The organism is Cryobacterium sp. 10I1 (genome assembly GCF_035019805.1).
Taxonomy (GTDB): Bacteria; Actinomycetota; Actinomycetes; order Actinomycetales; family Microbacteriaceae; genus Cryobacterium; species Cryobacterium glucosi.
Map to the genome: position 1 here is coordinate 1 of NZ_JASJVF010000031.1, position 22,995 is coordinate 22,995.

A 22,995-nucleotide genomic window follows, 5' to 3' on the forward strand; every position below is an offset into this window, starting at 1 on the left:
TTCGGAACGGGGGCGGCGGTGGATTCGACGCGGGGCGCGAACGGGTGAGGTTCAGCCCTGGGCCGGGCGGGCGGTGCTCGACCGCACCATCAGCTCGAACGGGATGGCGGTGTCGAGTCCGACCGGGTCGTGCTTTCCCGGCTGCAGCTCGTCGAGCAGGATCTCGACGGCCTTGTCTCCCTGCCACTGCGGGAACTGGGCGATCGTGGTCAGCCCGAAGAAGTCGGCGAGGTCGTGGTCGTCCGTCCCGACCACGGAGACGTCCCGCGGCACGACCAGCCCGAGGTCGCGCGCGGCGAGGATGCTGCCGATCGCCATTTCGTCCGACGCGGCGAAGATCGCGGTGGGACGCTCGTGCGGGTTGCCGAGCAACTGCTTCGCGGCCTGGTACCCGCCGCGGACCGTGAAGTCCGCCGCCTGGAACAGGGCGGGCGTCGGCGTGATGCCCGCGCCGGTCAGCGCGAGCTCGTAGCCGAGCCGCCGGTTCGTCGGCAGGTGGAAGTCGAGGTCGAGCTCGAGGTTGCCGCCGATATGCGCGATCCGGGTGTGCCCGAGCGCGAGCAGGTGCTCGGTCGCGAGACGGGCGACGGCGACATCGTCGATCGTGAGGGTACGCACCCCGGGGATCGGACCGCCGATGCCGACGAGCGGCTTCTTGAGCGCGTGCAACCGGGCCACCTCATCCGGGCTCAGCTCGAGGGAGACCGCGATGACGGCATCCACTCTCTGGCGCAGCAGGAAGTGCTCGAAGACGCTGCGGCGTTCGTCGTAGTCCCCGGCGAGGCTGTAGAGGGTGAGGTCGAAACCGCCGCGGAGCAGCGCCTTCTGCGCGCCCTCGACGACATTGGAGAAGAACCAGCGGTCGAGGAACGGCACGACGACGCCGATGTTCTTCATCCGACCGGATGCGAGGCTCGAGGCGTTCGAGGACACGACGTAGCCGAGTTCCCCCGCAACGGTCTCGACCCGGAGCCGGGTGGCCGGGGAGACATGCCCGTTGCCGCTCAGGGCGCGGGACACCGTCGCTGTGGACACGCCCGCCTGGCGGGCGACGTCGTCGATGCCGACCATGCGGCTCCTCACAAGTCAGGGGGAAATGGCCCTTCAGCGATCATATCGAGCGGGCGCATCCGCCAGCCGTCAGCGACGGTTCCGGACGCAATTTCGCACGGGGGCAATTCCCTTGTATTCTGTCTGAGCGTCTCCGGTCAGGTGGTTTCACATGGTCGGGTGCGCAATGGCAAGTTACCCAAGTGGCCAAAGGGATCTGACTGTAAATCAGCCGTCGTAGACTTCGGGGGTTCGAATCCCTCACTTGCCACCACCCAATGCCCCCGGAAACCCCGTGTTTCCGGGGGTTTTTGCGTCTCCTTCCCGGCTCTCCCCTGCGTCATCTACCGTGGAACCATGACTGCTCCCGCCCCGACCGAACTGCTCCGCCTCGCCAAGGACACCGCGCTCGTCGCGGGGGAGCTGGCCGCGCGGCGACGCGCGGAGGGTGTCGAGGTGGCCGCGTCCAAGTCCTCGCCGGAGGACATCGTCACCTTCGCAGACCGGGAGACCGAGAACCTGATCCGCGCGTTGCTCGCCGAGGCGCGGCCGAATGACGGCTTCTTCGGCGAGGAATCCGCGGCGACCCCCGGCACCTCCGGCCTGACCTGGGTCGTCGACCCGATCGACGGCACGGTCAACTTCCTCTACGGGATCCCCGCCTGGGGCGTCAGCATCGCCGTCGTCGAGGGCGACGACCCGGCCACCTGGGCGACCGTGGCCGGCGCCGTCTTCAACCCGGCGCTCGGCGAACTCTTCACGGCCTCGGCGGGCGGCGGCTCACACCTCAACGGCAGCAGGCTCCAGGTCAAGACCGGCGTTCCCCTCAACCTCGCACTGGTCGGAACCGGGTTCTCCTACCGGGCGGCCATGCGGCTGCGGCAGGCGAACGTTGTACACGGCCTCATCGGCCGGGTACGGGACATCCGCCGGATCGGTTCGGCCGCCCTCGACCTCTGTTCGGTTGCCGCGGGGCGCCTCGACCTCTACTACGAACGCGGGCTCAACCCGTGGGACCAGGCCGCTGGTGCGCTCGTCGCCCGCGAGGCCGGCGCGCGCGTCGGAGCCTTCGGCGAGGACCGGGAGGGAATCGACCTCCTGATCGCAGGGGCACCCGACCTGTACGCCGACTTCGAGCCGATACTGGCCCCACTCTTCAGCGAATTCATGAGTTCTCAGGAACGGTGACGCGTCGGCCGCCGGATGCCCGCCGATGCCGGGGTGACAGCGGAAATCCGGCCGAAACAGCGCCCCCAATAGTGACGGCAAAATACCCCGTTTTGGGGTGTCATTACGTGCACAGGAATGGAATATTCGGGCCTCGCGGGTTAGCCTGTAGTGATTCGTTACTTTGGCCAGGCCAAGACGACCACTCTCTCGCCACTGTCAGCCCCGCCGAAAGAATTCACCCGACTTTGTCTTCTCACTCCTCCACACCGCGTGAACGCGCGCGTGCCGCGAGTGACTCTGGAAGCCCGGCAGTGACCGATTCTTCCGCTCCGGCGCAGCCCGTCCAGCAGGCTGTCCCCGTGCATCCGGCCGCACTGACCCGCCGGGAACTGCGCGAGCAGGAACGCCTCGCCGCGACACCCCTGGCCGCTGCACACCGCGCCGCAGCAGCCGACGCACTCGCCGTTCCCGCCGTTCCCGCCGTTCCGAACGCCGCGCGGCCGATCGAACTCAGCGCCGACGCTGCGCAGGTCCTCGCCGATGAACTCGCCGAACCCGAACTCGCCGCCGTGACGGTCAACGACACCGACCGCCTGATTGCTGCCCCGGCCGCCGCAGACGCACCCGTGACCGACCTCGACCAGCTCCTGACGGATGCCGGGTCGCGGACCGCCTCGATCCCCCTGCCGACCGGGTCCCAGGTTCGCGCCGCGAAGTCCGGCCACGGTGCCGCCGGGGCGATCCGGGCCCTGGACGACGGCGGCCAGCCGGTCCGCCCGTCTCGGACCGGGTCGCGGACCGCCTCTCGGGCACTCCGCAGCGGCACGATGAAGCAGTCGACCCAGCGACCCGCCGTCCAGGCGCCGTCCCAGCGGCCGGCACCGAAGCTGCGCCGCCTCGCCACGACGGGCGTCACGGTCGTCGCCATGGCCTTCGTCGCCCTGATGGCCGTGTCGACATCGCTTCCCGCCGAGGCGCTGCTCTCCTCGGCCGACGTGCAGGCCGCCGCCCGGCTCTCCACGCAGACCTCACCGGCCGAGCCGGCCCAGACGCTCAGCATGGACGGCGGCACGGACACGATTTCCGTCACGCGTGACGGCTTCGAATCGAAGTCGATCGCCGAGGTCGCAGCGGCGAGCGGCATCCGCATGGAAGCGACCTTCACCAACAACCCGAACGGCACGATCCAGTGGCCCTTCGCGGTCGGCGTGCACATCGGCGACCGGTTCGGTTATCGCAACTGCGCCGGCTGTTCCGCTGACCACCAGGGCCAGGACTTCAACCCCGGCATCGGTGCCCCGATCCAGTCCATCGCCGACGGCGTCGTGAGCTTCACCGAAGACGGCGAAGGCAGCCTCGGCGTGCATATGATCATCGACCACGTCATCGACGGCAAGGTCGTCTCGAGCGTCTACGCGCACATGATCCACGGCTCGATGCTCTTCAAGACCGGCGACGTCGTCAAGGTCGGCCAGGTCATCGGCAAGGTCGGTAACACCGGAATGTCCACCGGCCCGCACCTGCACTTCGAGATCCGCCTCGGCGGCAAGGACGGCGTCCACGTCGACCCGCTCGTCTGGCTCCGCGCCAACACGAACTAGAGCCCCCCGCGCGCCCGGTGGCGCTAGTCGGTGGCGTCGCTCGTGCGGCCGCGATCGATGGCTTCGAGCAGGCTCGTCGGCAGCGCGAACGGGGTGAGTCCGGCGATGCTCAGTAGGTCGTCCCCTGCCCGCACCGTGGGTTCGAGGGCGACGACCTGGTTGTGCAGGCGTTCCATCTGGATGTCCAGGCGATTGGCGACATCCGCTGCCTCTTTGAGCTCGGCGACGAGGTTCGCCGGCACGACGCCGCGGTACTTGTAGAAGATCTTGTGCTCGAGGCTCGCCCAGAAATCCATCGCGACGGTGCGGATCTGGATCTCGACGGTGACCGGCTCGACCCGGTCGGACATGAACACCGGGATCGCCACGATCAGATGCAGGCTCTTGTAGCCGTTCGACTTGGGGGCGGCGACGTAGTCCTTGACCTCGAGGACGGTGACGTCTTCCTGGCTGGTCAGCATGTCGAGCACCCGGTAGGTGTCGGAGATGAAGCTGCAGGTGACCCGGATGCCCGCAATGTCCTGGATCTGCCGGCGGATGTCCTCGAGGTCGAGCGGGCAGCCCTTGCGGAGAGCCTTGTTCAGGATCCCCTCCGGCGACTTGATCCGGGAGCTGACATGCTCGATCGGGCTGTAGTCGTGGATGGACGCGAACTCTTCCTTGAGGATGTTGATCTTCGTCATCATCTCGTCGGTCGCGAACTTGTAGGACATCATGAAGCGGGTGAGCTCGGTCTTGATCTCATGGTGGCGCGCCTTCTCGGCGTCGCTCTCGGCCTGCATCTCAGCGTGTGTTTCCGCGTGTGTCTCGACGTAGGCTCCTGCACGGGACACTGCGCGAGCCCCAGACCGGGTTCCTGGCCCTGAACCGGACTCGACGAGGTCGGTATCCGTGCTCTCCTGTGCGACCAGGTCGGTATCCGTGCTCTGCTGGATGCCGGCGACGCTGTCGGTCTGTGGGGCGGTCACGGTGTGCTCCTTCTACGGGCTCCCAATCGGCGCCGCTCCCTCAATCCTCCCACTTCGGGCTGAACGGCAGCCGCTGAGGGAGGGTGGAGCTAGGCGCGCAGCCAGGCCGTGGTGTCGCCGGGCAGGGTGCGTCCCGTGAGCGGTTCGCTCGCGAGCAGCACCTCGCCGGCGGGCAGCGTGACGGATGCCGCCCCCGTGTTCGCGACAACGGTCACGCTGCCGTTCGTGAACGCCACGACCGCGTCACCGAGCCCGTCCAGCCCGTTCAGCCAGGACACCGAACCGAGCCCGAGGCCGTGCTCCTTGCGGAGCCGGAGGGCGAGCTTGTAGAGCTCAAGGGTCGACGTCGGCACGCCTTCCTGCACGTCGCGGGCGAGTTCGCCCCAGATGGCCGGCTGCGGCAACCAGCTGGCCGCGGTCGGGCCGAAACCGTAGGACGGCGCAGAGCCGACCCAGGGCAGCGGCACGCGGCATCCGTCCCTGCCGTAGCGTTCACCGTTGGTACGGAACCAGGTCGGGTCCTCGCGAGCGGTGTCCGGCAGGTCGACGACCTCGGGCAGGCCGAGCTCCTCGCCCTGGTACAGGTAGCTCGAGCCGGGCAGGGCGAGCATGAGGGCGGATGCCGCCCGCGCGCGACGCAGGCCGACGACGGTATCGGGAAGGCCGACCGTCTTCGGGCCGATGCCGTGACCCTGCAGGTTGTCGCCCGTCAGCGCGAGGCGCGAAGCGTGCCGGACCACGTCGTGGTTGGAGAGCACCCAGGTGCTCGGCGCCCCGACCGCGCTGAACGCGGCGAGGGAATCGTCGATGACGCGGCGGAGGGCTGGGCCGCCCCAGAGGGTCTCGAGGTAGGCGAAGTTGAAGGCCTGGTGCATCTCGTCGGGGCGCACCCACTCGGCGACGTGGCTGAGCGGGTCGACCCAGGCCTCGGCGGCCAGGATCCGGTCGCCGGGGTACTCGTCGAGCACGAGCCGCCAGTCGCGGTAGATCTCGTGCACTCCGGGCTGCGCCCAGTACGGGGCGGTCGCGGCGGGCTCGGCGACGACGCCGGGCTCGAGCGCGGTGGCTCCGCCCATGCTGCCGCCGTCCGCGGGGGGAGTGTAGTCAGGGAGGCCTGCGGCCTTGATCATGCCGTGTGCGACGTCGACCCGGAAGCCGTCGGCGCCGCGGTCGAGCCAGAAGCGCAGCACGTCGCGGAACTGTGCGCGCACCCAGGGGCTCTGCCAGTCGAAGTCCGGCTGGCTCGAGTCGAAGAGGTGCAGGTACCACTGGCCAGGAGTACCGTCGGCCTCCATGACGCGGGTCCACGCGAGACCGCCGAAGACGGATTCCCAGTTGTTCGGCGGCAGCTGGCCGTTGACGCCCTTGCCGTCGCGGAAGATGTAGTGCCCGCGCTCCTCGCTGCCTGGGCCGGCCGCGAGGGCGGCCTGGAACCAGGGGTGATCGCTCGAGGAGTGGTTGGGCACGAGGTCGACGATGACCCGGATGCCGAGATCGTGCGCCGTCGCCTGCAGGGTGGCGAAATCGTCGAGGCTGCCGAAGAGTGGATCGACGTCGCAGTAGTCGGCCACGTCGTAGCCTGCGTCGCGCTGGGGCGACGTATAGAACGGTGAAAGCCAGATCGCGTCGATCCCGAGATCGCGCAGGGCCGGGAGTCGGCTGGTAATACCGGCGAGGTCGCCCATACCGTCGCCGTTCGAGTCAGCAAACGAGCGCGGGTAGATCTGGTAGATAACGGCGGTACGCCACCATTCGGAGCCTGTCATGACGAAAACTTTACTGCATGGAATCCCTCATGAAAGCGTTTGCAGAAATCTATGCTTAAACGATTCCGACAAACTTTCAAATACCATCGTGCTTTGAATTGCCAATCAACAGCCGATCGACTAAACATGTAAACGCTTGCACTTTTATTTGTTCGTTCTATGAGAGGCACACCAATGATGGTGAAGAAGAAAGCCCTGCTTGCCGCCGGCGCCGTACTGGCCGCCGCAACACTGGCCCTGACCGGCTGTTCAGGCGGAGGGGCCGCCTCGACAGCGAGCTCCACGGCCGCCGCCGGCTCCGGAAGCCTGACCGTCTGGGTCGACGCCGACCGCGCACCCGTGCTCAAGGATGCCGCCGCAGCGTTCACCCAGGAGACCGGTGTCGAGGTGAAGCTGGTCCAGAAGGACTTCACCAAGATCCAGGACGAGTTCATCGCCCAGGTCCCCACCGACAAGGGCCCGGACATCACGATCGCCGCCCACGACTGGCTCGGCAACTTCGTCGCCAACGGCGTCGTGCAGCCGGTCGAACTCGGCGACACCGCCGCCAACTACCAGAAGGTCGCGGTCACGGCGATGAGCGTCGAGGGCAAGACCTACGGCGTCCCGTACTCCATCGAGAACATCGCGCTGCTCCGCAACACCGCGCTCGCCCCGGCCGCCCCCGCCAGCTATGACGACATGGTCGCAGCGGGCAAGGCCGCCGGCACCGAGTTCCCGTACCTCGTGCAGCTCGGCCCGGACGCCGACCCGTACCACCTGTACCCGTTCCAGACCTCCTTCGGCGCCCCGGTCTTCGGCACCAACGCCGACGGCAGCTACAACGCGAACGACCTGTCCATCGGCAACGCCGGTGGCGAGGGCTTCGCGACCTGGCTCGGCGCCCAGGGCGCTGCAGGCAACCTGAGCCTCAACGTCACGAGCGACATCGCCAAGGAGAAGTTCCTCGCCGGGGCCTCGCCGTTCCTGATCACCGGCCCGTGGAACGTCCCCGACGCCCAGAAGGCCGGCATCACCGTCGCCGTCGACCCGATCCCCTCGGCCGGCGGCCAGACCGCACAGCCGTTCGTCGGCGTGCAGGGCTTCGTCGTGAGCGCCAAGAGCAAGAACGCCCTCGCCGCGAACGAGTTCCTGGTCAACTACATCGGCAGCGAAAAGGTCCAGACCGCCCTCTACAAGGTCGGCGGGCGGGCTCCGGCCAACACCGCGGCCTTCGAGGCAGCCAGCTCCGACCCGATCACCGCCGGCTTCGGCAAGGTTGCGGCCACGGCCGTCCCGATGCCGAGCATCCCGCAGATGGGCAAGGTCTGGCAGTTCTGGGGTGTCACCGAAGCGGCGATCATCTCCCAGAAGGGTGACCCGGTCGCCCTGTGGCAGAAGATGACTGCCGACATCCAGACCGCCATCAAGTAACGAAGCACCACAGCACCACAGCACCACAGCACCACAGCACCACAGCACGACGGATGCCCGTCCCCGTCCCCCGAGGACGGGCATCCGCTCACCAGCACAACCTGCACCCGAGAAAGCGGACGACGATGACCACACCACGCACCGAGCAGGACGCGGCGCAGCTCCGGCAGACGAAACGCTCCCGGCGGGCCTCCCGGGTCGCCGAGGCCGCCTCCGCCGGGGTCAAGGTGCTCCTCGTTAAGATCGTGCTTCTGGGCATCGTCGACGCGATCAGCGTCTACGCCCTCTTCGTGCTCGTGATGAAGCAGGACTGGGTCGTCGTCGGCCTCGTCGCCTTCGTCACCCTGGTCGTCAACTGGATCTACTTCAGCCACCAGAAGCTCCCGGCCAAGTACCTCGCGCCCGGGCTGATCTTCCTGCTCATCTTCCAGATCTTCGTGATCGGCTACTCCGGCTACATCGCCTTCACCAACTACGGCACCGGTCACAACAGCACCAAGGCCGACGCGGTCAACGCGCTCATCGTCTCCTCGCAGGAGCGGGTTCCCGACTCCGCGAGCTACGGCCTCACCGTGCTCGAACAGTCCGGCGAGTTCAGCTTCCTCGTCACCGACCCCGACGGCACCATCAGCGTCGGCTCGGCGACGAGCCCCCTCCGGGTCGTCACCGACGCGACGACGGATGCCACGGGCAAGGCCACCGGCCTCGCCGGCTACACGTCGCTGCGCTTCGCCGACATCGTCGCCCAGCAGCAGGCGATCGCCGCGCTCTCCGTCCCCGTCTCGGACGACCCGAACGACGGGTCCCTCCGCACCCCCGACGGGTCGAGCGCTTACCTCTACGTCTCCGACCTGGTCTACTCCGCCGCCGACGGCACCATGACGAACAGCAGCACCGGCGTCGTCTACGCCGACAACGGCAAGACCGGCTCCTTCGTGGCGCCGAGCGGCGAGGAACTGCTCCCCGGCTGGAAGGTCGAGGTGGGCTTCGCGAACTTCGTGCACGCCTTCGGCTCCGAGTCCATCCGCGGGCCGCTGATCAGCGTCACCCTCTGGACCTTCGCCTTCGCCTTGCTCTCGGTGCTGACCACGTTCGGGCTCGGGCTCTTCCTCGCGATCGTCTTCAACGACCTGCGGATGCGCGGACGGAACGTCTACCGGGTGGTGATGATCCTGCCGTACGCCTTCCCAGCCTTCCTCTCCGCCCTCGTCTGGGCGGGCATGCTCAACCCGCAATTCGGCTTCGTGAACCAGGTGCTCTTCGGCGGGGCGGACATCCCCTGGCTGACCAACGAATGGCTCGCGAAGTTCAGCATCATCTTCGTCAACCTCTGGCTCGGCTTCCCGTACATGTTCCTGGTCTGCACCGGGGCTCTGCAGTCGATCCCGACCGAGATCCAGGAGGCCGCGACCGTGGACGGGGCGAGGCCCTGGCAGGTGTTCCGGCTGATCAAGCTCCCGCTGCTGCTCGTCTCAGTCGCGCCGCTGCTGATCTCCTCGTTCGCGTTCAACTTCAACAACTTCAACCTGATCTACATGCTCACCGGCGGCGGTCCCCGAGACGTCACGGCCGGCGTGAACGTCGGGGCCACCGACATCCTGATCTCGATGGTCTACAAGGTGGCCTTCGTCGGCGCGAGCCGGGACTACGGGCTCGCGAGCGCGTTCTCGATCATCATCTTCCTGCTGGTCGCGCTCGTGTCGATCGTCAGCTTCAAACAGACCAAGGCGCTAGAGGAGTTGAACTGAGATGCGAATCGCAGCCCCCGAAACCAGTGACCTGTACATCCCGACCAAACGACCGTTCAACTTCGGCCGGTGGTTCTCCCGCACCGGCTGGCGGCACCTCGTCGGCGCCGTCATGGTCGTGTTCTCCGCATTCCCGCTGCTCTACGTGCTCTCCGCGTCGCTGCACCCGGGTGGCACCCTGATCACGGCGAACGGCCTCTTCAACGAGGTCGACCTCGGCAGCTACTCGACCCTGTTCAACCTGCCGCAGCAGCCATACGCCGCCTGGTACGGCAACACGCTCCTGATCGGAACGATCACCTCGGTGTGCACCGTCTTCCTCGGAGCGCTCGCCGCATATTCCTTCTCCCGCATGCGCTTCCGCGGGCGTCGGGCGGGGCTCCTCATGCTCGTCCTCGTGCAGATGTTCCCGCAGCTCCTCGCCGTCGTCGCGATCTTCCTGCTGCTCAGCGGCATCTCGGACATCTTCCCCGCGATCGGCCTCGACACCCAGATCGGGCTGATCATGGTCTACCTCGGCGGCGCCCTCGGCGTGAACACCTACCTGATGTACGGCTTCTTCAACACGATCCCCGCCTCGATCGACGAGGCGGCCAAGATCGACGGCGCCGGCCATGCCCGGATCTTCTTCACGATCATCCTGCGGCTCGTCGCCCCGATCCTCGCGGTCGTCGGCCTGCTCTCCTTCGTCGGCACGACGAATGAGTTCGTGATCGCGAGCATCGTGCTCATCACGCCGGAGAAGCAGACGCTCGCCGTCGGCCTCTACCAGTTCGTCTCCCAGGAGTTCTCGAGCAACTACTCGGTGTTCGCCGCCGGAGCCGTGCTCGCGGCGCTGCCGGTGATGGCCCTGTTCCTGTTCCTGCAGAAGTACATCGTCGGCGGGCTGACCGCCGGGTCCGTCAAGTAATCGGCACGATGTGTCCGCAGCCCTCTGCAGAGCCCCATCACGACGGGTCACCGCTCTACGTCTCCACCCAGACTCCCGCGCTCGGGGAGAGGGTGCGGGTGCGGGTGCGCGTTCCCCGGCAGTTCGGCTGTGTCAGTGCCGTCTACGCGCGGTCCAACCCCGACAGGGAGCCTCGATTCAATACGGCGCACCTGCTCGGCACGGTCGACGGCACGCAGTGGGTCGACGGCGCCCAGTGGTGGGAGGCCGAGGTGCTCGTGGAGAACCCGGTGCACGGTTACCGGTTCCTCCTCACGCGGGTCGACGGCAGCCACGCCTGGCTGAACGCGAGCGGCGTGCATTCCATCGAGACGCTCGACTCGGAGGACTTCAAGCTCGTCACGTTTGCTCCGCCGCCCGAGTGGGCGCGGTCGACCGTGATGTACCAGGTCTTCCCTGACCGGTTCGGCCGGTCCGCGAGGGCCGACGGGCGGGAGGCACCCGCGTGGGGCATCCCGGCGGGCTGGAGCGACGGCGTCGACAGGGAACAGCCCGGTCGTTCGCACCAGTTCTACGGCGGTGACCTCGACGGCGTGGTCGACCACCTCGACCACCTCGCCCGGCTCGGCATCACCCTGATCTACCTGACCCCGGTGTTCCCCGGTGCCTCCAACCACCGCTACGACGCCTCGAGCTTCAGCGAGGTCGATCCCCTGCTCGGCGGCGACGATGCCCTGGTCCGGCTCGTCGGTGCCGCGCACGCGAGCGGCCTCCGGGTGATCGGCGACCTCACGTCCAACCACTCGGGCGATCGCCACGACTGGTTCCGGGCCGCGCACCGCGCCCCGGCGGCCCCCGAGGGTGCCTTCTACTATTGGCTCGACGAGGAGCACGACGGCTACGCCTCCTGGCTCGGTGCGCGCAGCCTGCCCAAGTTCAACTGGGCCTCGGCAGAGCTCCGGCGGCGTTTCATCGAGGGCCCCGACTCCGTCGTCGCGCACTGGCTCGAGCCGCCCTTCAGCCTCGACGGCTGGCGCATCGACGTCGCCAACATGACCGGGCGGATGCTCGGCGACGACCTCAACGCCGAGGTGCGCCAGACCATCCGCCGCACCATGATCGAGGTCAACCCCGACACGATCCTGCTCGGTGAAAGCACCAATGACGCCGCGAGCGACTTCCAGGGCGACGCCTGGCACGGCGCGATGACCTACGCGAACTTCACCCGGCCGGTCTGGGGCTGGCTCTCGAAGCCGAACAGTCCCTCCTCGTTCTTCGGCCTGCCCTATGGCACGATCCCGCAGTACACCGGGGTGCAGTTCGTCGAGGCGCATCGCCGCTTCACCGCCGGGTTCCCCTGACGCACGCGGCTCGCCACGATGAACGCCCTCGACACGCACGACACACCTCGCTTCCGCACTCACGCCCTGGACGGAGCCGTGCCGGTGGCGTTCGGGCTGTCGGTCACGTTGCCCGGTATCCCGGTCGTCTTCGCCGGGGATGAGTTCGGCCTCACCGGCGACGACGGCGAGCACTCGCGCACGCCGATGCCCTGGGCGAGCGCGGGGGAGCCGGCGGTCGCGGAGACGATCGACCTCTACGCCGCCCTGATCCACCTGCGTACCGGCCACCCGGCCCTCAACGGAGGCTCGATGCGCTGGCTGCACGTCGACGACGACGTGCTCGTCTTCGTGCGCGAAACGGGCGATGAGTCCGTGCTCGTGCTGGCGGCACGGGCGCCCGGTGCGGTGTCCCTGCCGGCCGGAACGCTGGCGGGAGCGGATGCCGCGATGCGGCTTCTTGGCGACGCCGAGCTCGTAGGCGCGACCGACGGCATCCGCCTCACAGCGCCCGGCCTGTCGTTCACGGCCTGGGCGCTTCCCGGGGTGCTCGTGCCCGTTGGGTGAAACGGTCACGGGGAGGGCGGCGGAGATGATAATGTTTACCGGTTGCCGAAATTCAGGGCGCAACTTCTGAAGAGAAGTTCTGCCCCCTTAGCTCATTGGTAGAGCACTTCCTTGGTAAGGAAGAGGTAGTGGGTCCGATTCCCACAGGGGGCTCAGGCTTGGGCGGTCGTGAGGCCGGCAGGTCGTGGCGGGGTAGCTCAGTTGGTTAGAGCACACGGCTCATAATCGTGGTGTCGCGGGTTCAATTCCCGCTCCCGCTACACATAGCCCCGGACTTCAGCGAAGTCCGGGGCTTCTTCGTGCCATCCAGAGGCTCAACCCCGCACAAACCCCGCACTTTGGATTGTGCTGTCGATCACCACGACTATCGGCGCCCCTTCCCTCGGGCCGCGGACTCATCGTCCAGTTCGATGTTCTGGTTTATTCCGCACGGCGCACATCGTGACGTTGCCCGAGCATCCAGCCGGCACCGAAGGCGAGCACGACCAGCCCGACGATGAACACCACCGTCCCGATCTGATTCTGTGGCGAGAACAGCCCGCCCGGCGGGAGGAATGTCGAATCGCTGAGCGGCGCATACGCGTACCAGCCGAAGCTCGCTTGATTGCTCGGCAGAAGAAGAAGCACAAGTCCGATGACGGCCGCCACGGCGCCGAGGACGACCATCGATACGCTCACCCGACGCGAGCGGTTTGACTCGGAAACGTTGCCTTGCCCAGCCTCGATCTCGCCCATGTGGCCATGCTAGGGGACCGATCCCGGACGCGACGCCTCAACCGCGCCGCCGCGACTACCCCGCGAAGTCGCCGAGCGCGAGGCGCTTCACGACCTCGGTGAGCACTCGGGCGCCCGCGACGAGGTCGGTGTCGTGGGTGAATTCCTTCTCGTTGTGGGACACCCCGTCCATGCTCGGAACGAAGATGAGGATGACGGGGACCGTTTCCTTCAGATTCGTGGCGTCGTGCCCGGCGAGGGTGAGCACCCGCATGCTGTCGAGGCCGAGTTGCTCGGCGGCCGTCTCGGTGATGGCCAGCCCGGTCTCGAGAAAAGGTCCGCTCTCCCAGATGCTCGAGGCGAGGACCTCGATGCGCACGCCGGTTTCCGACTCGATGGCGCGCATCCGCTGTTGCAGAATTTCAAAGGCGCTGGCGAGGATGCTGGATTCCCGGGCGCGCAGGTCGGCGAGCAGCCGAACCTCGCGTGCAATGGTCACGGGGGAGTTGGGCCCGACCGTGAACTCGCCGACGGATGCGTGCAGCACCTCGTCGTCGAACTCGCGGACCAGCTCGTTGATCGCGACGACGAGCTTGGAGGCACCGAGAAGGGCATCGCGGCGGTCCCGCATCAGGGTTGAGCCGGTGTGGGACTGCTCACCGAGTACGACGATCTCGTATTTGTACGCGCACCAGGTGCTTGCGACGACTCCGATCGGTACCCCGGCGTCTTCGAGCGTGCGGCCCTGTTCCACGTGGATCTCGGCGTAGCCGGCCACATCGGGTCCGACGAAGCCGCCGCGGCCGCCGATCGCGTCGAGCGCCTCCCGCACGCTCGTGCCTCTCGGGTCGGTCGTCGCCAGGGCGACCTCGAGGTCGAGTCGGCCGGTGAAGACCGCGCTGCCCATCATGCTCGGCTTGAACCGTGAGCCCTCTTCGTTGAACCAGTCGACCACGGCGATGTTGTACCGGGGCGTGATTCCCGATGCCGCGAGATCGCGGTGTGCGCGGTGCGCGGCGTGCCCGGCGGCGAGCACGCCATATGCGCCGTCGTACCGCCCGGCGAGGGGCTGGCTGTCAAGGTGCGAGCCGAACAGCACGTACGGCGCGCCGGGCACCAGCTCGAGCAGGCCGAAGATGTTGCCGATCGTATCGACCTCCACCCGGAAGCCGCGGTCGGCCAGCCAGGCAGAGAACCAGGACCGCGTCTGGCCGTCGGCGGCGCTCGCCGCCTGACGGTCGACGCCGCCGCCACTGGTAGCGCCGAATTCGGACATGGTGTGGAAATCGGCCAGGAGTGCTGCGGCATCCGCCTCGGTGTTCGCGTCGACAATCGTGTTCGTGGTCATCGTCTAGCTCCAGTCTCTTTGCAGTTCCATAGTCGAGCAGTGCACGCTGCCGCCGTTCTTGAGCATCTCGCGGTAGGCGACGGGCAGGACCTCGACGTCGTGCCGGTCGCTGAGGATCTCGGCCGTCCGCGGGAAGTGGTCGGGCATGATCACCTTGCGGCGATCGAGGGCGAGCATGTTGCACGCCCATTCCTCGCGGGGATCGACCTCGATGGTTTCGATGCCGAGGTCCCACAGCTGTGCCATGTAGTCGTAGGGCGCCAGCCGCGGGTTGACGAGGGCGAGGTCGTCGTCGAGCATGACGGCGCACATGTCCAGGTGGATGAGGTATCCGGGCAGCGTGACCCGCTTCAGGGTGATGCCGAATTCCTCGAGGATCCTCGCCAGCTGCCGGTACCCTTCCGGGTTGCAGCGCACCGAGGTGCCGAAGAACGCCGTGTCCGGCCGCACCTTCTGGAAACTGCCGCCTTCGGCGAGGCCGGAGCCGGTGACCGTGCCGAGGATGGGCATCCCCGCAGCGGCGACCGTTGCGGTGATCGACTGTTCCTCCCCCCGGCGCATCCGCGGGGCGAGGCGCCCGATGATCGCTCCGCCTGGGATCGTGATCAACGGGTCGCGGGTGTACACAGACTTCGTGAACGTGGCGGGAAGCTCGGGGGCGAACACCACCTCGACGTCATTGCGGGTGAGGGTGCTCACGAAGTCGTCGTACTGCGCGTTGAGGAGGTCGAGGTCCGGGGTGTCGCGCCCGGTCCAGTACCAGCGCAGTTCCGGGTCGACGAGGGCGCCGAGTTCCTCGTTGTAGGTGTTCGCCCGCACATTCGCGAGGCCCTGGCTCGGCCGTCGCATCAGCACGGAGCGCAGCCGGCCGACCTCGTCTGCGGCACCCCAGCGCCGTCCCCAGGTCGCTTCGAGTTCCCCGGTGTCGCCGAACGCGGGGAGGGCCTCCGGTCCGAGGAGCCGGTGGAACTTTCCGTCGGATATCTCGAGGGTGGAATCGATCTCGTGCATGAATGCTTCTTTCGGTGACTGGGTGTGGACGCGTGTCGATATGGTCATGGTCGGATGTCGTGTCCGGCTCCTACGGGAACCTCACGACCTCGCGGAGAGGTGCTCGTGCACGGCCAGCCATGCGCCGCCCCGGTTTTCCAGAACGATCGACTCGCGCTCGGCCAGGGTCTCCACGGTGTCGTCGAAGCTGACGGTGCTGGCGACGTCGTGGCTGAACACGGCGACCTTGCCGAAGACCTGGATCCGACGCTCGCTCGAGACGCAGGAGAGTACCCGGAAGCCGTTCTGCTGTTCCCACTCGTCCCACAGCTGTTCGTAGGCGGCCCGGGATTCGAGCCGCGCGGGCGCCGAATGGAAGAGGAACGTCGCCTCAGGGGCGAACCGGGAGAAGTACGCGTCCCGCCGATGGTTTCCGAAGTCGGAGATCAGCGCGTCTGCGGCGGCGAGGGCGTCGGCGGCCGGGGTGCCGGGGTCGGCCACGTCGTCGCTCATGAGGCGCGCCGTGCGGCGGCCCTGGCGTGCACGCGGGCCGCGCTCGAGGCGTGGTCGGTCACGACGTCCTGGAGCGGCGCATTCGAGGAGGGAACGAGCCGCGGGCCTTCCTCGCCAAACACGTAGCGGGGTTCGGGGAAGATCCAGAGGGCGCCGAGGTAGAGCACGGCTCCCGCGACGACGGCCGTCACGAGGCTGAGGTCCATGCCGCCGCCCAGGGCGCTGAACGGGCCGACGATGACGGGCGGGTAGTTCGCGAAGAGGAGTCCGATCACGGCGGCGCCGATCCAGGCGACCATGCCGCGCCAGTTGACGCCGGAGTTGAACCAGTAGATGCCACCGGTCTCGCCCTTGTTGAAGACCTGCAGGTTGCGGGCATCGAAGTGTCCGCGACGCACGATGAAGCCGATCGCCATGATGACCATCCAGGGTGTCGTGGTCACGATGATGGCCCCGATGAACGCGTTGACGGCACCGAGCAGGTCGAAGAACAGACGCCCGGTGAGGATGAACAGGAAAGCGATGACACCGATTCCGATGGTGGCCTGCACCCGGCTGAAGCGAGGCACGACCGAGGAGAAGTCGAGGCCGGTGCCGTAGAGCGAGGTGGTGCCCGTCGACAGCCCGCCGATGAAGGCGACAACCATCAGGAGCACTGCGTACCAGATCGGGGAGGCCTGGATGAGGGCGAAGACGTAGTCTGCCTGGCCCGCGACGATCGTGGCGGTGGCGACGCCGAACAGGAACGGGATGAGGGTGAGGGCCTGGCCGAGGAAGGTGGCGAGGAGGAGCTTGCTCGTCGGCGTCGATTTCGGGATGTAGCGAGACCAGTCGCCGAGGAACGCGCCGAAGGAGATCGGGTTCGCCATCACGATGAGCGCGGACGCGACGAAGGTGGGCCAGAAGCCGCCGAGGGCGAGGGCATCGGGTCCGGGGTTGTATCCGGCGTCGAAGGTGCCGGAGAACGCGACGAACGCGAGCAGGATCAGGGCGGTGTTTGCGATCACGGCGGTCTTGTTGACGAGGAGCATGAACTGGAAGCCGAACACGACGACGACGATGACGATCACGCCGATGACGCCGTAGACGAGGGTGCGGAGTCCGACGGAGTCCTCGATGCCGGCCAGGCGGTTGAGCGCGCCGACGAGGGCATCACCGCTCACCCAGACCGAGATCGAGTAGAAGGCGATCGCGGTGAGGAGGGACAGGAAGGAGCCGACGACGCGGCCGCGAACGCCGAAGAACGCGCCGGACGAGACGGCATTGTTCGTGCCGGTGCGCGGGCCGAAAAGGCCCATCGGCATGAGGAAGACGGTGCCGACGAGCACCCCGGCGACGGTGGCGAGCACGGCCTGCCAGAACGAGAGGCCGAGCACGATCGGGAAGGTGCCGAGCAGAACGGTCGCGAAGGTGTTGGCGCCGCCGAACTGGATGCGGAGGAGGTCGACCCACGTCGATGTGCGGTCAGGGTGTGGAATGGTGTCGATCCCGTGGGTTTCGACCTCGGTGATCTTGGGGCGGGCATTGAGCACGGCGGTGCCGGAATCGCCGGCGCCAGTGTTGCTGCTGGTCATGGTGAACGCCTTGTCTTTCGTAGCGGGTGGGGTCTCCGACTGCGCAGAAGAAGTTGAGATGACATTACGTTCACTGGGAGAAAATTGATAGATATGCAAGAATTATTTACCATGACGAAACAATTGATTGTCGATCTCTCCGTCCCCGTCGGTGCGGGCACGCAGGTCTACCCGGGGGATCCGGTGCTCGAATTCTCCGTGCACAGCACCATCGAGCGAGACGGCTTCAATCTGCTCAACGTGTCCATGGGGTCCCAGACCGGCACCCACGTGGACGCCCCCTTCCACTTCAGCGAGACCGGCCTGAAGATCGACGAGATCCCGCTCGAGCGCTTCGTCGGACGCGGCGTCATCGTCGACGCCCGGGCCGCAGGGCCCCGCGGCCGCATCGGCTGGGAGTTCATCGAGCCGGTCGCCGACCAGGTGCGACCGGGTTCGATCATCCTCCTGCACACCGGCTGGAGCGAGCACTACGGTACCGACCGGTATTTCGAGAACCCTTTTCTCGATGCGGATGCCTGCCGTCGCCTGATCGGGCTCGGCGTGCGAACGTTCGCGATCGACGCGATCAACATCGATGAAACACCCGATGAGACGCATCCTGGTGATGGATTCCCTGTGCATCACCTCATCGCAGACGTCGACGGCGTGATCGGGGAGAATCTGACGAATATCGCGGCAATCGACTTCCCTGCGCCGGTGATCTCGCTTCTTCCGATAGCTTTTGAAGCGGCAGATGGTGCTCCGGTGCGAGCGGTAGCGATTCGGCTCGAACCGTAGGGACGTTGAAATGGCACGTCAGATTCCGATTGGAGCGCGGCTCCGCGCAGCCCGGCAGGCCAAGAACCTGACCCTGGAGGCGGTCTCCACCGCGGCGGGAGTCACCTCGGGGTTTCTGAGCCGCATGGAACGCGACCAGGTGTCGCCCTCGGTTTCCTCCCTCGTCGCGATCTGCGATGTCGTCGGTCTCCGGGTGGGAGAACTCTTCGAGGCGCCGGCCACCCAGATCGTCCGTGCCGGTGAGGGGGCGCCGATCAACTTCGGGGGCCAGGGCGCCGAGGAGTTCCTGCTGACGCCGGGGGTGCAGACCCATATGCAGGTGATCCACTCCCGCATCCAGCCGGGGGGTTCGGCGGGCCCGGACCTCTACGAACTGGAAAGCGAGGCGGAGTTCGTGCTCGTCCTGGCCGGTTCTCTCGAGCTGGTCATCGGCGAAGACGTCTTTCTCCTGGCCACGGGTGACGCGATGACATTCCGCGGCAGGGATCCGCATCGCTGGCGAAACCCCTCGCCGGCGGACGCCTGCGAAGTCATCTGGATGCTCGCCCCGGCGCCGTAGACGCACATCGCCGGCTCGCGTCCGCAGGCTTGCCCCGGCACCGCGCCTCAGCCGGGCAGGGGTTGCCTCAGTGCGCCGAGCCGGCTGCCGTGGCCGCAGGCACCTCGACGAGCCGGCCGGTCGTCACGTCGTAGATGTAGCCGTAGACCGGGATTCCCTCGGGAACGAGCGGATGCGCCTTGATGCGTTCGACGTCCTCCAGAACGCTCGACGCCTGGTCGGAGATCGTCAGCCAGTCGACGTACTTCGCCTCCGCCGAACCCGGGCCGGTGCCGACGTCGTAGAAGCCGGCCTCGCCGAGGGCGGCCGTCTCCAGGCTGTTGGCGAGCAGTCCACGGATGACTTCGTCGGTGAAGAATTCCATCCCGCAGTTGGTGTGGTGGATGACGAACCATTCCTTGGTGCCCAGGAGCTTGTAGGAGATGACGAGCGAGCGGATGGCGTCGTCGGAGGCACGCCCGCCGGCGTTGCGGATCACGTGCGCGTCGCCTTCGCTCAGACCCGCGTACTTGGCCGGATCGAGGCGCGCGTCCATGCAGGTGAGGATCGCGAAGCCCCTGGCCGGCGGCAGGGCGAGCTCTGACTTGTCGCCGAATGCTTCGGCGTATGCGCTGTTTGCGGACAGGACTTCTTCGAGAACGGTCATGGATGCGTCCTTCACGATGGGGGTAAGCCGCCTCGGCTGGCGGACTTTGTGAAAGCGTAGTCAGCGATGCCGGAGCGGAAAGCCTTTGTTGCGCATTGTTCCGGGGAAGTCGTCCACTGCGTTGTCGGGCGGTAGCTGACGTGCATATCGCAAGAACTCGCGCCTTGATCCTGGTCGCAGCTCACATATAAGTTCTCCGGCCATTTCAGCTGACCGGGAAGCTCGGAAGGCGTCGTCGGTTTGATTCCCGCTCCCGCCACACTGACCCGGACTCCGTCGGAAGTCCGGGTCATTCTTTGCCTGAGAGGGGGTCAGTAGGACCCGGCAGCTCCGGTCGGGATGGCGCCGGCGAGCAGCGCCGCGCTGCCGGAGACGCCGAGGCGGCTCGCGCCCGCTTCGATCATGGCGAGGGCGTCGTCGAAGCTGCGGACTCCGCCCGACGCCTTCACCTGGGCCCGGTCGCCTACTGTCTGCTTCATCAGGCGCACCGCATGCACGGTGGCCCCGCCGGCGGGGTGGAAGCCGGTGGAGGTCTTGACGAAGTCGGCGCCCGCGGCCACGGACGCTTCGCACACGGCGACGATCTCGGCATCGGTCAGCGCCGCGGATTCGATGATGACCTTGAGCACCTTCGGTGCTGGGACGCTGGCACGCACGGCGGCGATATCGGCCTGCACGTCGGCGAAGCGGCCGGCCTTGGCCGCGCCGATGTCGATGACCATATCGATCTCGTCGGCGCCTTGCGCGATGGAGAGGGCGGCCTCGGCGGCCTTGATGATGCTGTGGTGCTTGCCACTGGGGAAACCACAGACGACCGCGACCTTGAGGTCGGCCCCTTCCGGGATGGTGAGCGGCAGCATGGAGGGAGAGACGCAGACAGAGTAGGTGCCGAGTTCTATGGCCTCGGCAACGAGGGCGGTGACGTCGGCGGTGGTGGCCTCCGGCTTGAGCAGGGTGTGGTCAATACGGCGGGCGATGCTGATGGTGTCGACGAGGGAGGTTGTCATGGGTGGGTCCTTAGCTGGTGACGAGTTCGGGGGAGATGTGCAGCGCGGTCGATGCGCTGAATTCCTCGATCGAGACGACGCGACCGTCCAGGTCCAGTCGGCGAAACCAGGCATCACCCCGACCGGCTTCGATGGCGATGTGGGAGGTTCGGGAGATTCGGGAGCGGAGCGCTGTGCGCAGCACCGACCCTCTGAGCCTGTGATCTGCCCAGACATTCACTCTACGCTGGACGGCATGCGTTCAACCGGAGCCGTCGACACCGAGGTGGTTCTCCTCCGGCGAGGACGACGACTCGAATATGTCACCCTGGGCTGGAACGTCGTTGGGGTCGCCATCCTGGCCGTGCTCGGCGTGACCGCATCGTCTGTCGCCCTGGTCGGATTCGGACTCGACAGCCTCATCGAGATCGGTGCCAGTACAGTCGTGCTCTGGGAACTGTCCGGCACGGGGGAGACTCGTCAGCAGCGTGCGCTGCGGATGATCGGTGTCGCGTTCGTCGCGCTCGCCGCATACCTCTCCGTGCAATCGACCGTGGCCCTGGCGTCGAACCACCATGCGTCGCCGAGCGTCGCCGGAATCGTCTGGACGGGCATAACGGCCGCTGTCATGTTCGCACTGGCGTTCGGGAAGGCCCGGACCGGCCGCGCCCTCGGAAATCCCGTGCTCGTCACGGAAGGCCGAGTCACTCTGATCGACGGTGTGCTGGCCGTCGCCGTACTCGCGGGGTTGGTCCTCGACCTCGTCCTCGGCTGGTGGTGGGCCGATCCACTCGCCGGCTATGTGATCGTCTACTACGCGGTCCGTGAAGCCATCCACATATTCCGGCCATGATCCCGTTCTTGTCGGTCGCCTGGTCGGTCCCCGTATCGGCTGCTGTGGCTTTTGGGCCGTAGCGATAGCTGCGGCGGCCGGACAATGTAGCAGTCCAGTGAGGGGGACCCGCCGGTTCTAGAACGGTGTCGGGTCGTCGGGGTCTTCGGGTGTGGGGTCGAGGTTCCAGACGTCCACGATCGGGACCGGTGGTTTCGGTGCGGGTTTCGGTTTCCGGGGTGGTCTCATGTCGGCGGAGGGTTCGACGATGTAGCTGTACCCGGCGGGTGAGGTCCATTCGATGCGGCCGTCGCCGAGGTGCCTCGGCGACCACCGTGTGTAGCTCTTCACCGCGTGGTGATACGGGCAGAGGTGGGCGAGGTTCATCGCGTCGGTCTCCCCGCCGTGCTGCCACTCCGCACTGTGGTCGAGGTCTGATCGTTTGGCGGAGCGGCGGCACCCGGGGAAGGTGCAGGTTTCATCCCGCACCTCGAGCCACTTTTTCAAATCGGCCGGTGGCTTGTAGGTGTCCCTGCCCATGGACAGCACGACGCCGGTTTCCGGGTGGGTGAGCAGCCGGGTGAAGCTCGGCGCACCCGCCGCGAGACGCCGGGCCGTGTCGGGGTCGATCGGTCCGTACCCGGCGAGGTACCCGGGCTCCTCGCTCTTCCCCAGCAGGGTCAGCACCGGGACGGTGACGTTGACCTGCGCGGCCACCCCTTTGCCCAGTCCATCCGGGGTGATCCCGCCGATCAGGACGTCGGTGAGCACATCGGCCGCGATCTGGGTCAGGGTGCGTGACTCCTCCGGGCCCTGCAGGGTCAGGGCGGTGTCGAGGGTGCGGTGGTAGGCGGCCTGCACCTTCTCGGCATCCCCGGTCAGGTACAGCGACGCCATGCCGTCGTTGAGGGCCTGGAACACCACATGCCGGTCTTCGACGCTTTTCTGGTGCCTCGCGGTGATGGTTTCCGGGTGGGTGCGTTCCCGCACCCTTCGGGCCCGGTCGGCGAGCTTCGCCACGGTCAGCACTTCCGCGTCGGGCACGAGGACTTCCTCGAACACGGCGCGGGCCCGGGCGGCCGCTTCCGGGTCATCATCGACCCGGATACCCCAGGCCTGCTCCATGATCACCTGGGCGTGCCGGTAACTGATCGCCCCGGAGGCCAGAGCGTCCCGGGTTGCGGGGAGGTCTTCGGCGAGGGTGCGGCTGGCTTCGATCAGGGTCTCCGCCGTCCGGCGCGGGAGCCGCAGCAGAGCGCCGACCTCGCACGTGAACTCCTCTTTCGTGGCTTCTTCCGGAGACCACGGCGGGCGCGGCCCACCGGCGCGTTCTGCGGCCTCCGCACGGGCCCGCCCGACGTCGGCGAGCACCCGCTGGGCGGTGTAGATCGCGGCGGCCCGGCGAGCGGTGGCCTGATTGATTTCCCGGTCCGCGTCCCGGATCGCGTCATAGAAATCGGCGAGGGGCGGCTCCACAAGGCTCAGATGCCGGTGGAATGTCGGTGGTCCTCCGTAGAGTGACCGGTATGACAGCTGAAGAA

General features: G+C 67.2%; 22 protein-coding genes and 3 tRNA genes. 13 read left to right on the forward strand and 12 right to left on the reverse strand.

Annotation, left to right across the window (positions count from 1 at the left end):
• Positions 1-51 precede the first annotated feature (51 nt).
• Positions 52-1,071, reverse strand: coding sequence for a LacI family DNA-binding transcriptional regulator (locus QN345_RS04980; RefSeq protein WP_134558660.1), 1,020 nt, complete (start codon positions 1,069-1,071; stop codon positions 52-54).
• Positions 1,072-1,239: 168 nt separating this feature from the next.
• On the opposite strand from QN345_RS04980, the gene QN345_RS04985 reads away from it, so the two are divergent.
• The 3 genes from QN345_RS04985 (at position 1,240) to QN345_RS04995 (ending at position 3,821) form a co-directional block, all read left to right on the forward strand.
• A tRNA-Tyr gene (locus QN345_RS04985) sits at positions 1,240-1,324 on the forward strand.
• 83 nt (positions 1,325-1,407) lie between these two features.
• A complete protein-coding gene (locus QN345_RS04990) occupies positions 1,408-2,238 on the forward strand; it encodes an inositol monophosphatase family protein (protein ID WP_322188600.1) in 831 nt (276 codons plus the stop codon).
• 293 nt (positions 2,239-2,531) lie between these two features.
• Positions 2,532-3,821, forward strand: coding sequence for a M23 family metallopeptidase (locus tag QN345_RS04995; RefSeq protein WP_322188598.1), 1,290 nt, complete (start codon positions 2,532-2,534; stop codon positions 3,819-3,821).
• Between the two features lie 23 nt (positions 3,822-3,844).
• Here the strand turns inward: QN345_RS04995 and QN345_RS05000 are convergent, their stop codons facing one another.
• Complete coding sequence (locus QN345_RS05000) at positions 3,845-4,789, reverse strand: GTP pyrophosphokinase family protein (RefSeq protein ID WP_323508480.1); 945 nt, start codon at positions 4,787-4,789, stop codon at positions 3,845-3,847.
• 89 nt (positions 4,790-4,878) lie between these two features.
• On the reverse strand, positions 4,879-6,555 hold the full coding sequence (locus QN345_RS05005) for a glycoside hydrolase family 13 protein (RefSeq protein WP_134558663.1): 1,677 nt from the start codon (positions 6,553-6,555) through the stop codon (positions 4,879-4,881).
• A 174-nt stretch (positions 6,556-6,729) separates the two neighbouring features.
• On the opposite strand from QN345_RS05005, the gene QN345_RS05010 reads away from it, so the two are divergent.
• From QN345_RS05010 to QN345_RS05040, 7 genes are all read left to right on the forward strand, one after another.
• Positions 6,730-7,968: a sugar ABC transporter substrate-binding protein gene (locus QN345_RS05010; RefSeq protein WP_134448826.1), complete on the forward strand. Its 1,239-nt coding sequence runs from the start codon at positions 6,730-6,732 to the stop codon at positions 7,966-7,968.
• A gap of 125 nt (positions 7,969-8,093) precedes the next feature.
• Positions 8,094-9,716, forward strand: a complete 1,623-nt coding sequence (locus QN345_RS05015; RefSeq protein WP_134562057.1) for an ABC transporter permease subunit — start codon at positions 8,094-8,096, stop codon at positions 9,714-9,716.
• Position 9,717: 1 nt separating this feature from the next.
• Complete coding sequence (locus QN345_RS05020; RefSeq protein ID WP_134448804.1) at positions 9,718-10,626, forward strand: sugar ABC transporter permease; 909 nt, start codon at positions 9,718-9,720, stop codon at positions 10,624-10,626.
• An 8-nt stretch (positions 10,627-10,634) separates the two neighbouring features.
• On the forward strand, positions 10,635-11,966 hold the full coding sequence (locus QN345_RS05025) for an alpha-amylase family glycosyl hydrolase (RefSeq protein WP_322188595.1): 1,332 nt from the start codon (positions 10,635-10,637) through the stop codon (positions 11,964-11,966).
• Positions 11,967-11,984: 18 nt separating this feature from the next.
• Positions 11,985-12,512, forward strand: coding sequence for an alpha-glucosidase C-terminal domain-containing protein (locus tag QN345_RS05030; protein ID WP_322188593.1), 528 nt, complete (start codon positions 11,985-11,987; stop codon positions 12,510-12,512).
• Positions 12,513-12,593: 81 nt separating this feature from the next.
• Positions 12,594-12,665 (forward strand) — tRNA-Thr (locus tag QN345_RS05035).
• Positions 12,666-12,698: 33 nt separating this feature from the next.
• A tRNA-Met gene (locus tag QN345_RS05040) sits at positions 12,699-12,772 on the forward strand.
• Positions 12,773-12,932: 160 nt separating this feature from the next.
• On the opposite strand, the gene QN345_RS05045 is transcribed toward QN345_RS05040, so the two are convergent.
• From QN345_RS05045 to QN345_RS05065, 5 genes are all read right to left on the reverse strand, one after another.
• The gene (locus QN345_RS05045; protein ID WP_134558666.1) at positions 12,933-13,247 is read right to left on the reverse strand and encodes a hypothetical protein; all 315 of its coding nucleotides are present in this window, start codon (positions 13,245-13,247) and stop codon (positions 12,933-12,935) included.
• 55 nt (positions 13,248-13,302) lie between these two features.
• Positions 13,303-14,574 (reverse strand): M20 family metallo-hydrolase, encoded by a 1,272-nt coding sequence (locus QN345_RS05050; protein WP_322188591.1) that lies wholly within the window; start codon positions 14,572-14,574, stop codon positions 13,303-13,305.
• A 3-nt stretch (positions 14,575-14,577) separates the two neighbouring features.
• Complete coding sequence (locus tag QN345_RS05055; protein ID WP_134448808.1) at positions 14,578-15,585, reverse strand: dimethylarginine dimethylaminohydrolase family protein; 1,008 nt, start codon at positions 15,583-15,585, stop codon at positions 14,578-14,580.
• An 81-nt stretch (positions 15,586-15,666) separates the two neighbouring features.
• Positions 15,667-16,077 (reverse strand): nuclear transport factor 2 family protein, encoded by a 411-nt coding sequence (locus QN345_RS05060; protein WP_134448809.1) that lies wholly within the window; start codon positions 16,075-16,077, stop codon positions 15,667-15,669.
• Positions 16,074-17,651, reverse strand: coding sequence for a purine-cytosine permease family protein (locus QN345_RS05065; protein ID WP_134558669.1), 1,578 nt, complete (start codon positions 17,649-17,651; stop codon positions 16,074-16,076). The genes QN345_RS05060 and QN345_RS05065 overlap by 4 nt, the downstream gene beginning before the upstream one ends.
• Positions 17,652-17,762: 111 nt before the next feature.
• Between QN345_RS05065 and QN345_RS05070 the strand changes: the two genes are divergently transcribed.
• Both QN345_RS05070 and QN345_RS05075 read left to right on the forward strand, forming a co-directional pair.
• Positions 17,763-18,431 carry a cyclase family protein gene (locus tag QN345_RS05070; protein WP_134448811.1) on the forward strand — a complete coding sequence of 223 codons (669 nt, stop codon included), beginning with the start codon at positions 17,763-17,765 and terminating at the stop codon, positions 18,429-18,431.
• Between the two features lie 10 nt (positions 18,432-18,441).
• Positions 18,442-18,990, forward strand: coding sequence for a helix-turn-helix domain-containing protein (locus QN345_RS05075; protein ID WP_134448812.1), 549 nt, complete (start codon positions 18,442-18,444; stop codon positions 18,988-18,990).
• A 67-nt stretch (positions 18,991-19,057) separates the two neighbouring features.
• Here the strand turns inward: QN345_RS05075 and QN345_RS05080 are convergent, their stop codons facing one another.
• From QN345_RS05080 to QN345_RS05090, 3 genes are all read right to left on the reverse strand, one after another.
• The gene (locus QN345_RS05080) at positions 19,058-19,636 is read right to left on the reverse strand and encodes a carbonic anhydrase (RefSeq protein WP_322188587.1); all 579 of its coding nucleotides are present in this window, start codon (positions 19,634-19,636) and stop codon (positions 19,058-19,060) included.
• A gap of 311 nt (positions 19,637-19,947) precedes the next feature.
• On the reverse strand, positions 19,948-20,643 hold the full coding sequence (deoC, locus tag QN345_RS05085) for a deoxyribose-phosphate aldolase (protein WP_322188585.1): 696 nt from the start codon (positions 20,641-20,643) through the stop codon (positions 19,948-19,950).
• A 10-nt stretch (positions 20,644-20,653) separates the two neighbouring features.
• The gene (locus QN345_RS05090; RefSeq protein ID WP_166787281.1) at positions 20,654-20,827 is read right to left on the reverse strand and encodes a hypothetical protein; all 174 of its coding nucleotides are present in this window, start codon (positions 20,825-20,827) and stop codon (positions 20,654-20,656) included.
• A 51-nt stretch (positions 20,828-20,878) separates the two neighbouring features.
• On the opposite strand from QN345_RS05090, the gene QN345_RS05095 reads away from it, so the two are divergent.
• Positions 20,879-21,475: a cation transporter gene (locus QN345_RS05095; RefSeq protein WP_134446647.1), complete on the forward strand. Its 597-nt coding sequence runs from the start codon at positions 20,879-20,881 to the stop codon at positions 21,473-21,475.
• Positions 21,476-21,592: 117 nt separating this feature from the next.
• On the opposite strand, the gene QN345_RS05100 is transcribed toward QN345_RS05095, so the two are convergent.
• Positions 21,593-22,995: HNH endonuclease signature motif containing protein (locus QN345_RS05100; protein ID WP_323508481.1), on the reverse strand; the 1,403-nt coding region annotated here is incomplete at its 5' end.

What these genes read in the sequence shown, in the direction of transcription:
- QN345_RS05025 (WP_322188595.1), top strand. Translation starts at nt 10,635, where the DNA reads ATGTGTCCGCAGCCCTCTGCAGAGCCCCATCACGACGGGTCACCGCTC.
- deoC (WP_322188585.1), bottom strand. Translation starts at nt 20,643, where the DNA reads ATGACAACCTCCCTCGTCGACACCATCAGCATCGCCCGCCGTATTGAC.
- QN345_RS05010 (WP_134448826.1), top strand. Translation starts at nt 6,730, where the DNA reads ATGATGGTGAAGAAGAAAGCCCTGCTTGCCGCCGGCGCCGTACTGGCC.
- QN345_RS05015 (WP_134562057.1), top strand. Translation starts at nt 8,094, where the DNA reads ATGACCACACCACGCACCGAGCAGGACGCGGCGCAGCTCCGGCAGACG.
- QN345_RS05075 (WP_134448812.1), top strand. Translation starts at nt 18,442, where the DNA reads ATGGCACGTCAGATTCCGATTGGAGCGCGGCTCCGCGCAGCCCGGCAG.
- QN345_RS05030 (WP_322188593.1), top strand. Translation starts at nt 11,985, where the DNA reads ATGAACGCCCTCGACACGCACGACACACCTCGCTTCCGCACTCACGCC.
- QN345_RS05060 (WP_134448809.1), bottom strand. Translation starts at nt 16,077, where the DNA reads ATGAGCGACGACGTGGCCGACCCCGGCACCCCGGCCGCCGACGCCCTC.
- QN345_RS05070 (WP_134448811.1), top strand. Translation starts at nt 17,763, where the DNA reads ATGACGAAACAATTGATTGTCGATCTCTCCGTCCCCGTCGGTGCGGGC.
- QN345_RS04980 (WP_134558660.1), bottom strand. Translation starts at nt 1,071, where the DNA reads ATGGTCGGCATCGACGACGTCGCCCGCCAGGCGGGCGTGTCCACAGCG.
- QN345_RS05050 (WP_322188591.1), bottom strand. Translation starts at nt 14,574, where the DNA reads ATGACCACGAACACGATTGTCGACGCGAACACCGAGGCGGATGCCGCA.
- QN345_RS05065 (WP_134558669.1), bottom strand. Translation starts at nt 17,651, where the DNA reads ATGACCAGCAGCAACACTGGCGCCGGCGATTCCGGCACCGCCGTGCTC.
- QN345_RS04990 (WP_322188600.1), top strand. Translation starts at nt 1,408, where the DNA reads ATGACTGCTCCCGCCCCGACCGAACTGCTCCGCCTCGCCAAGGACACC.
- QN345_RS05005 (WP_134558663.1), bottom strand. Translation starts at nt 6,555, where the DNA reads ATGACAGGCTCCGAATGGTGGCGTACCGCCGTTATCTACCAGATCTAC.
- QN345_RS05095 (WP_134446647.1), top strand. Translation starts at nt 20,879, where the DNA reads ATGCGTTCAACCGGAGCCGTCGACACCGAGGTGGTTCTCCTCCGGCGA.
- QN345_RS05045 (WP_134558666.1), bottom strand. Translation starts at nt 13,247, where the DNA reads ATGGGCGAGATCGAGGCTGGGCAAGGCAACGTTTCCGAGTCAAACCGC.
- QN345_RS05080 (WP_322188587.1), bottom strand. Translation starts at nt 19,636, where the DNA reads ATGACCGTTCTCGAAGAAGTCCTGTCCGCAAACAGCGCATACGCCGAA.
- QN345_RS05055 (WP_134448808.1), bottom strand. Translation starts at nt 15,585, where the DNA reads ATGCACGAGATCGATTCCACCCTCGAGATATCCGACGGAAAGTTCCAC.
- QN345_RS05020 (WP_134448804.1), top strand. Translation starts at nt 9,718, where the DNA reads ATGCGAATCGCAGCCCCCGAAACCAGTGACCTGTACATCCCGACCAAA.